The sequence below is a fragment of the Endozoicomonas acroporae genome, assembly GCF_002864045.1.
In the GTDB taxonomy this organism is placed as follows: domain Bacteria; phylum Pseudomonadota; class Gammaproteobacteria; order Pseudomonadales; family Endozoicomonadaceae; genus Endozoicomonas; species Endozoicomonas acroporae.
Genome location: NZ_PJPV01000008.1, coordinates 40,136 through 49,115, shown reverse-complemented (window position 1 = coordinate 49,115; position 8,980 = coordinate 40,136). Strand labels below are relative to the sequence as shown.

7 protein-coding genes are annotated in these 8,980 nt (G+C 51.1%); 6 read left to right on the top strand and 1 reads right to left on the bottom strand.

Annotated elements, in window-relative coordinates:
• The 6 genes from CX664_RS01615 to CX664_RS01590 form a co-directional block, all read left to right on the top strand.
• Positions 1–170: transposase (locus tag CX664_RS01615; RefSeq protein ID WP_145999753.1), on the top strand; the 170-nt coding region annotated here is incomplete at its 5' end.
• Between the two features lie 531 nt (positions 171–701).
• A complete protein-coding gene (dusB, locus tag CX664_RS01610) occupies positions 702–1,757 on the top strand; it encodes a tRNA dihydrouridine synthase DusB (protein WP_338063433.1) in 1,056 nt (351 codons plus the stop codon).
• Positions 1,754–2,068 carry a DNA-binding transcriptional regulator Fis gene (fis, locus tag CX664_RS01605; protein ID WP_209199972.1) on the top strand — a complete coding sequence of 105 codons (315 nt, stop codon included), beginning with the start codon at positions 1,754–1,756 and terminating at the stop codon, positions 2,066–2,068. Before dusB ends, fis begins: the two co-directional genes overlap by 4 nt.
• A gap of 151 nt (positions 2,069–2,219) precedes the next feature.
• Positions 2,220–3,803: a bifunctional phosphoribosylaminoimidazolecarboxamide formyltransferase/IMP cyclohydrolase gene (gene purH, locus CX664_RS01600; protein ID WP_101745027.1), complete on the top strand. Its 1,584-nt coding sequence runs from the start codon at positions 2,220–2,222 to the stop codon at positions 3,801–3,803.
• 127 nt (positions 3,804–3,930) lie between these two features.
• Entirely contained in the window at positions 3,931–5,211 is a 1,281-nt protein-coding gene (gene purD, locus CX664_RS01595) for a phosphoribosylamine--glycine ligase (RefSeq protein WP_101745026.1), read from the top strand.
• A 249-nt stretch (positions 5,212–5,460) separates the two neighbouring features.
• Positions 5,461–7,824, top strand: coding sequence for a response regulator (locus tag CX664_RS01590; RefSeq protein ID WP_101745025.1), 2,364 nt, complete (start codon positions 5,461–5,463; stop codon positions 7,822–7,824).
• On the opposite strand, the gene hemE is transcribed toward CX664_RS01590, so the two are convergent.
• Positions 7,809–8,879 (bottom strand): uroporphyrinogen decarboxylase, encoded by a 1,071-nt coding sequence (gene hemE, locus CX664_RS01585; protein ID WP_101745024.1) that lies wholly within the window; start codon positions 8,877–8,879, stop codon positions 7,809–7,811. The two genes, CX664_RS01590 and hemE, sit on opposite strands and share 16 nt — an antisense overlap.
• Positions 8,880–8,980 lie beyond the last annotated feature (101 nt).

Genomic DNA, 8,980 nt, shown 5'->3' with positions numbered 1-8,980 from the left:
AGATTCTGCAGCGCTGGTATTCAACCTATACCAATGCCCGTATGGAAGGGTTGAACAGCTTGTTCCAAGCGGCCAGAGCAAGGGCTAAAGGTTACCGGAACACAGGCACGTTCATAACGATGATTTACCTGATCGCCAGCCCTGTGGCAGACATCCTGAAATCCATATGAAACGGCGAAGAGCCAGTGAATCTCAAGGTAACTTACCAGCAAATGAGTCACCTGCTCCAACACCTCCACCGCCTCCACCACCGCTTAACAACACGCCAAACGATAGACCTCCAGCGATCAGCACGAACTGACCCGGAAACACTCGATCTTAATCGGGTGTTTTTTTACCTTTAGAACAACAAAAAGCACAAATATTTTTGTTGTTCAAAACATCCCTCCCACGACTCAAAAACGACCACTTTTCATGCAACCCACCCTCATTTTGTACAAAATCAGTGCTTATGCCTGCATTGAACCGGTTTCTTGCTGACCTATATCAAAAAATGCACAACCCATTGGCTCTATTATTGATCTGCGCCAGAAGGTCTGAGGTGAAGTGAATAATGGTTTTTGCATTGGCAAATCCACCACTTTTAGCTGAACAAATATTGATCAATTTCACTTTATCGTGAAATATGTAGAGAGTATGATGACCTGTTGGTTTCATCATCATCCATCAGATTGAGGCTTTCTTTTTTGTCAGGTCAACTCTTGTCAGAACACACAGCACCAGCACCGTTGAAGATTGGTCCTTACTCCATCGTTAACCCGGTGGTACTGGCACCCATGGCGGGTGTTACCGACAGTCCGTTTCGTAAACTCTGCCTGAAAATGGGTGCAGGCATGGCGGTGTCGGAGATGGTGACCAGCAACCCAAAGCTCTGGAATACCCGTAAGTCCAGGCTACGCATGGATCACAGCTGTGAGTCCGAACCGCGCTCCGTGCAGATTGCCGGAGGCGATCCGGAGCAGATGGCCGAGGCGGCCAGGCTGAACCAGGAGTTTGGTGCCCAGATCATAGACATCAACATGGGCTGCCCTGCCAAGAAGGTGTGCAACAAGGCGGCCGGTTCTGCCCTGCTGCAAGACATTGATCTGGTGGAGTCCATCCTGAAAGCGGTAACGGCGGCGGTGGATATTCCGGTGACCCTGAAGATTCGTACCGGCTGGGACCCGGACAACCGCAACGGTGTTGCGGTTGCCAAACTGGCCGAACAGTGTGGCATTGCCGCCCTGGCGGTTCATGGCCGCACCCGGGCCTGCATGTATAACGGTGAGGCGGAATACGAAACCATCGCCCGCATTGTTGAGGCGGTGACTATCCCGGTGATTGCCAATGGCGACATCATTTCACCGGAGAAAGCACGGCACGTGCTGGACGTTACCGGTGCCAGTGCATTAATGATTGGCCGTGCCGCCCAGGGCCGTCCCTGGATATTCCGGGAGATCAACCACTACCTGCAACACGGGGAACGGTTGGCAGCCCCGGATCAGAATGAGGTTCAGGCAATCCTTTTGGGGCATCTGGAAGCCCTCCATCAGTTTTACGGCGCTTTTTACCAGGAGCTCCAGACTGTGCGGATTGCCAGAAAACATGTGGGCTGGTACATGCAGGACCAGCCATCCGGCCTGGAGTTTCGTCGGCATTTTAATAAGCTGGAATCTTCGGAAGAACAGCACACCTGCATACGGGAGTATTTTCAGCGTTTTTCAGAGTCGACTTTTGCGAAGAAGTCAGAAGGTAACGGAGAGGACATAGCGGCATGACGGCAACACAAGTAATCGTAGAAGAAGGTCGTCCAGTAAATGGCCATGGGGGAAGCCTTGCCACAGCGTCGAGAATACCAGAGTCCCAGACTCTGCGCGACAGTGTGGAAAAATCCATGAATAACTACTTTGCCCACCTGGACGGGCAGGACGTCACCGATGTCTATCAGATGGTGCTGTCTGAAGTAGAAGCGCCTCTGCTGGAAACGGTCATGGCTTACGTCAAGGGCAACCAGACCCGCGCGGCCACATTACTCGGCCTGAACCGGGGAACCCTGCGCAAGAAGCTGAAGCAGTACGGCCTGCTTTAATTGGTTCATTACTCTTTTCAATGTAATCAGTAGTTTCTGAACAACGGACACTACTGATTTCCCCTTTATTCCCTCTCCCCCTGCCAATAGCCACCATTTCCAGCTAAAATCTGCCAGAATTTTTATTCCAACAAACGGTGAGTGAGAAACGATGGCAGTCACGACACGCCCGATTCGCCGGGCTCTGATTAGCGTTTCCGACAAAACAGGAATTGTTGAGTTCGCCCGGACACTGCAACAGCATTCGGTTGAAATTCTGTCCACAGGCGGAACTTATGCACTGCTGGTTGAGAACGATATTCCTGCCATTGAGATTTCTGACTATACCGGCTTCCCGGAAATGATGGACGGCCGGGTAAAAACGCTCCACCCCAGGGTTCATGGTGGTATTCTGGGCCGCAGTGGCCAGGACGAATCCGTCATGGACCAGCATGGCATCGAGCCTATCGACCTGGTTGTGGTCAACCTCTACCCCTTCGAGCAAACCATTGCCCGCCCTGACTGCGATCTGGCCACCGCCATTGAGAACATCGATATTGGCGGCCCGACCATGGTTCGGGCCGCTGCCAAAAACTACCGCGATACCACCATTGTGGTGAACGCCAGTGATTACCAGTGCGTACTGGACAGCCTGGCTGACAATAATGGCCTGATTGACCTGGCCACCCGCTTTGATCTGGCCGTGAAGGCATTTGAGCATACAGCCCGCTACGATGGTGCCATTGCCAACTACCTGGGCACCGCCATTAACAGCGATGACGATGAGCCGGAAGCTTTCCCCCGCACCTTCAACAGCCAGTTTATTAAAGTGGAAGATCTGCGCTACGGTGAAAACCCGCACCAGAAAGCCGCCTTCTACACAGAAAAGAACCCACCTGAAGGCACGGTTTCCAGCGCCAGACAACTGCAAGGCAAAGCGCTTTCCTACAACAATATTGCCGATACCGATGCGGCCCTGGAATGCGTTAAAGCGTTTGATCTGCCAGCCTGTGTTATCGTCAAACACGCCAACCCCTGCGGTGTGGCAACCGGCACAGATATTCTTGAAGCCTACAACCGCGCTTACGAAACCGACCCAACCTCTGCCTTCGGCGGCATTATCGCCGTTAACCGCAAGCTGGATATGGCCACAGCCCGTACCATCATTGAGCGCCAGTTTGTGGAAGTCATTATCGCTCCCGAAGTGGACGTTGAAGCGGCCGCCATTCTTCAGAATAAGCAGAACATTCGGGTATTAAACGCTGGCCAACTGGCAGCTGAGCCAACTCCGTTCCCGGATTTCAAGCGTGTCAATGGCGGCCTGCTGGTTCAGGATTCCGATATCCGTATTGTTGATCCTTCTGAGCTGAAAGTGGTGACGGATCGCGCCCCGACCGAGCAGGAAATGGCCGACCTTCAGTTCGCCTGGAAGGTGGCGAAATTTGTGAAGTCCAATGCCATTGTCTATGCCAGACACTCACAGACCATCGGTATCGGCGCAGGTCAGATGAGCCGTGTCTACAGTGCCCGTATTGCCGGCATCAAGGCAGCGGATGAAGGGCTGGAAGTTCGTGGTTCCGTGATGGCATCCGATGCCTTCTTCCCATTCCGGGACGGTATTGACGCCGCTGCCAGCGCAGGTATTACTGCGGTCATCCAGCCCGGCGGCTCCATGCGAGACCAGGAAGTGATTGACGCCGCCAACCAGGCAGGCATAGCCATGGTGTTTACCGGCGTTCGGCATTTCCGCCATTGATGGTTCAAAACAAAAAGGCTGAAGAACAGGTTCAGCCTACACGAAAAAATTTTCCCAAGCAGAAATCACAAAAAGAAAACCTTTGTGCACTCCGTGGTCTCTGTGGTTCAAAAGAAGGACATCCTTTATGAAAGTACTGATCATCGGAAATGGCGGACGGGAGCATGCCCTGGCATGGAAAGCGGCTCAAGACGACAATGTTACACAGGTGTTTGTCGCTCCCGGTAATGCTGGCACTGCTTCTGAAAACAAAGTATCCAACGTTGCTATCGATGTTCTGGATATCACCAGACTGGTTGAATTTGCCCAGTCAGAAAACATTGACCTGACCATTGTCGGGCCGGAAGCACCACTGGTAGCTGGCGTTGTTGACCAGTTTGAACAAGCAGGTCTGCCGATATTTGGCCCGTTACAGGCAGCGGCCCAGCTGGAAGGCTCCAAGGCATTCACTAAAGATTTTCTTGCCCGCCATAATATCCCCACCGCCGCCTACCAGAACTTCACAGAGATTGAACCCGCTAAAGCCTACGTCAAACAACAGGGTACACCTATTGTGGTGAAAGCTGATGGACTTGCTGCCGGTAAAGGCGTGATCCTCTCCCAGACGGAGCAGGAAGCTTTTGCTGCTATTGACGACATGCTGGCTGGCAATGCTTTTGGTGAAGCCGGCCACCGTGTGGTGATTGAAGAGTTTCTGACCGGTGAAGAAGCCAGCTTTATCGTCATGGTGGATGGCAAAAACATTCTGCCCCTGGCCACCAGCCAGGATCACAAGGCCCGTGACAATGGCGATAAAGGCCCGAATACCGGCGGTATGGGTGCCTATTCTCCTGCGCCTGTGGTGACGCCGACAATTCATGACCGGGCCATGAAAGAAGTCATCATCCCAACGGTACAGGGCATGGCCAGCGAAGGCATGCCATACCGGGGCTTCCTCTACGCCGGATTAATGATTGATGCTGATGGCACCCCCAAGGTACTGGAATACAACTGTCGTTTTGGTGACCCGGAAACCCAACCCATCCTGATGCGCCTGAAGTCCAGCCTGGTAGAACTGTGCCTGGCCGGTACCCGTGGTGAGCTGGATCAGGTTGAGATTGAGTGGGACAGCCGCACTGCCCTTGGCGTGGTCATGGCAGCCGGTGGCTACCCGGAAGCCTATCGCAAGGGTGATGAAATCACGGGCATCGACAACGTCAGCAATGCCAAAGTCTTCCAGGCCGGAACCCGTGTTGAAGGGAGCAAAACCCTGACCAATGGCGGCCGGGTACTCTGTGTGACCGCCTTGGGCAAGACCGTGAAGGATGCTCAACAGCAGGCCTATAACGCGGTCACAACCATTGGCTGGAAAGACGTCTACTATCGTACAGACATCGGCCATAGAGCCATCGCCCGGGAAGAGGCATAGTTACAAAGATCAGGCAAAAGACTTTTAACCACAGAGAACACAAAGTCCACAAAGAAAGATAAAACTTCTTATCTTTTCTCTTCGTGAGCTTTGTTCCCTCTGCAGTTTAAAAAAAACTGTCACTTTGTCATACTTCTGGAAAATCCCCTTCATTTCCTGTTCTTGCGTAAACCGTCGACTGATCCACTGTCCAATCAGTCAGTTTTCAGTATAATTCTGCAATAAATACGAAAAACGGAATTTTCAACAGTGTTTTATCAAGCCTTTACACGGCAAAAATGGACATTCGCACTGTTATTTATTTTATCGTTTACTTTCTCCGCCCTGAATGCATCTGCGAATGTCGACATTAATCAATCATCCTACTTACTCCAGCCCGGAGTGAGTGCAGAGTTCTATATTGACGACACTAGCCAACTATCCATCAATGCGCTTGTTGAGGGAGCGTTCAAATACCGCTTTGCCCCATGGCAGCCCAACTTACTCAGCGCTGAAGAACAGCAACAAAACCTCTGGTTACGCTTTCCTGTCACCAACCATACGTCAGAAGTAGTGCATCCCATCCTGTCTGTGGATTATCAGCAGCAGGAACTGCCGACCCTTTATCTCACATACATCCGCGCTGCCACTGGCAAGACTGTCGTTAAACCACTGCCACTGGATCAGGTCAACACCACGAGCTTTACGCTGCTGCCAGCTCAGTCCGCAATGATATACCTTAAAGCACCGTTTCATCCTGAACTGAGCAATAGTCTGAAACTGGGTAGCTTTGATCAGTTGATCAAACAGCAGCGGTATAAACTCTGGCAAACCGGATTAATCAGCGGTCTGTTGATATCAATGATTCTTGCCAATGCCTGGCTTTTCCTGTCGATAAAACAGCCATCAAAAACTTCAAACGGCCTCTCACCTTCTAATCACCGTCGTATTTTTCATCTACTGCTGGCTTCAGGTGCTATCTTTTCACTCATTTTTATGGCTTCCTGGCAGGGCTATCTCAGTACTTGGTTTTACATACCCATCACAGCAGAAGCCTGGCTCTACAAATTATCACTGCTGTTAATCAGCCTGACTTTCTGTCAGCTGGCCATAAACCTCTTTGGCTATCAAAGGCCTCGACTGATCCGTTTCTTTAATATTTTCTCGTTTATTTACCTGGTATCAGCCCTCTGGTTGCCATTAAGCGACAGTAGTATGTTAAACACTCATCTGCTGGTACTGACGCTGATCGGTAATGCCTGCTTCTGCCTGTCTTTTTGGCTGGTAAAACCCTATCGCCTCTATATCTCACCCTGGTTGCTGGTCCCCCTGGTCATCAGTCAATTTATTTTCGTACTGAACCAAACCGGTGCATTGGGGATATCTTCCAGAAACACGACCTGGCTACTGATTCAAACATTAGCTTTGACACTCGGCTTCCTGTCACTGTCCGGGAGAGTCGACAGAAAAGTGCTCAGCAGGAAAAAATTTGCGGATAGCAACCAGCACCAGGATAAGCTGAACGAAGAGACCATGAAGTCGCTGGGCCATGAAATGCGCACGCCACTGAATGGTGTGATGGGCATGTCAGAGCTGTTACTGAGTACACCATTGACCCCGAAGCAGGAAGACTACGTGCAAACACTTCGCTACGCGGGTTATGAACTGGGCAACCTGGTCAATCTACTGGCCTCCAGCATTAAGGCTCAAAACCAGGAAATAACGTCGGACACACGACTGGTTGATATACACAACACAGTGGATGAGCTGATTCATCATTTCCAGTATCGTGCGGAACAGCAGAATATTGAAATCATCTGCTTCGTTGATGAAAGCATGCCCGCCGAATGTCATATCGATGGCTATCGGGTGTCATTGATTCTGGAAGCATTTCTGTTCTATGGGCTGAGTCAGGCTGAAACGGGAGAGGTTGCCCTTTCTATTCAGAGAGATGCTGCCGGTAAGCTGCTGTTTGAGTTCAGTTTCAAAAACCCTGCCGGTAGCAGCCTTGCAGAAAAACATTTATCCGGTGAGCACTCTTTATCCGAGATAAAAACAGAGACAGCCATGGGGCTGAATCTATACCTTGCGACTCACCTTATACGACAGCTTGGAGGAAAGGTCAGTAAACGGGCCAATATCCTCTCATTTACTTTGCCCTGCTCCTGTGGAGAAGAGAATAGGCAACCCAGCCAAGATGAAATACCTCAGCAAAACCAGTATGAAAATATGCGGGTACTGATTGCTGATGACAATGCAACCTGTCGTAAAGTGCTCCGCCAGCAATGTCATCTATTGGGTATTTCGGTGATTGAAGCAGAAGATGGCCCGGAAGCCCTTGCCATGATTCGTAACGAAGCTTACCTGAACCGGGCATTTGATATCATTATTCTTGACCACCAGATGCCTGGTCTGAAAGGTCTACAGGTCGCAGAACGAATCAATGACGACCCGGGTATTGCCCCCTTGCCAGCCATTATTATGCTGACCGGGGTCAGTAACCCTCCCAGTAAGTACCAGTCCAGCAAACTGGGTATCAGCTCAATTCTCACCAAGCCGGTGACCCGGTTTACCGTACAAAGAGCCTTGATAAAGGCCCTTAACAGCAGGCAACAGCGTTATGCGGAAGCATGATATTGGGCAGACAGTTCATGTACGGCATTCACAAAAGCACCCGCCTTTTTCGGTTCAACATATTGGTGAATGCCATGCCCCAGATTGAACACATGGCCATTGCCTGTGCCAAATTTTTCCAGAATGGTTGCCACTTCCCGACGAATACGCCCAGGTGATGCATAAAGCGTTGATGGATCCATATTGCCCTGTAATGCCACCCGGTTACCTACCCTCTGTCGCGCTTCACCCATATCGGTTGTCCAGTCCAGACCCAGGGCATCAGCACCGGTATCGGCCATTGCTTCAAGCCACTGTCCACCATTTTTGGTAAAGAGAATAACCGGCACTTTTCTGCCTTCATTTTCCCGCTTCAGGCCTTTCACAATCCTGTCCATATAGTGCAGTGAGAAGTCACGATAGTTCTCTGGACTGAGCACCCCACCCCAGGTATCAAAAATCTGCACCGCCTGGGCACCCGCTTCTATCTGGGCATTCAGATAGCTGGTCACTGACTCGGCAAGCACGCTCAACACTTGCTTCAGCAGTTCTGGCTGATCAAACATCATCGCTTTTATACGACGAAAGTCTTTGCTACTGCCACCTTCAATCATATAGGTTGCCAGTGTCCAGGGGCTGCCGGAAAAACCAATCAGCGGCACCCGGCCATTGAGTTCACGCCGAATGGTTCTCACCGCATCCATCACATAACCCAGGTCTTTTTCCGGATCTGGCACGGTCAGCGCTGCAACATCAGCGGCAGTACGAACCGGCTTTTTGAACTTCGGCCCTTCACCGGCTGCAAAATAAAGCCCAAGGCCCATGGCATCAGGAATCGTGAGAATATCGGAAAAGAGAATCGCCGCATCCAGCGGGAATCGCTCCAATGGTTGCAAAGTTACTTCACAGGCCAGCTCTACGTTCTGGCACAGGGCCATAAAATCACCGGCACGGGCCCTGGTTTCCCGGTATTCCGGTAAATAACGACCGGCCTGGCGCATCATCCAGACGGGAGTTACATCAACTGGCTCCCTGAGCAAAGCTCGAAGAAAGCGGTCATTTTTCAATGGAGTCATAAAAGTCCCGATACCAGCGTTGCCTGAACCATCAGTATTCCAGGCTGTAGAAAAAACAGGGGCGCTTCCGGATTGGAAAAACGCCCCTACATTATCGTAAA

What these genes read in the sequence shown, in the direction of transcription:
- hemE (WP_101745024.1), bottom strand. Translation starts at nt 8,879, where the DNA reads ATGACTCCATTGAAAAATGACCGCTTTCTTCGAGCTTTGCTCAGGGAG.
- purD (WP_101745026.1), top strand. Translation starts at nt 3,931, where the DNA reads ATGAAAGTACTGATCATCGGAAATGGCGGACGGGAGCATGCCCTGGCA.
- purH (WP_101745027.1), top strand. Translation starts at nt 2,220, where the DNA reads ATGGCAGTCACGACACGCCCGATTCGCCGGGCTCTGATTAGCGTTTCC.
- fis (WP_209199972.1), top strand. Translation starts at nt 1,754, where the DNA reads ATGACGGCAACACAAGTAATCGTAGAAGAAGGTCGTCCAGTAAATGGC.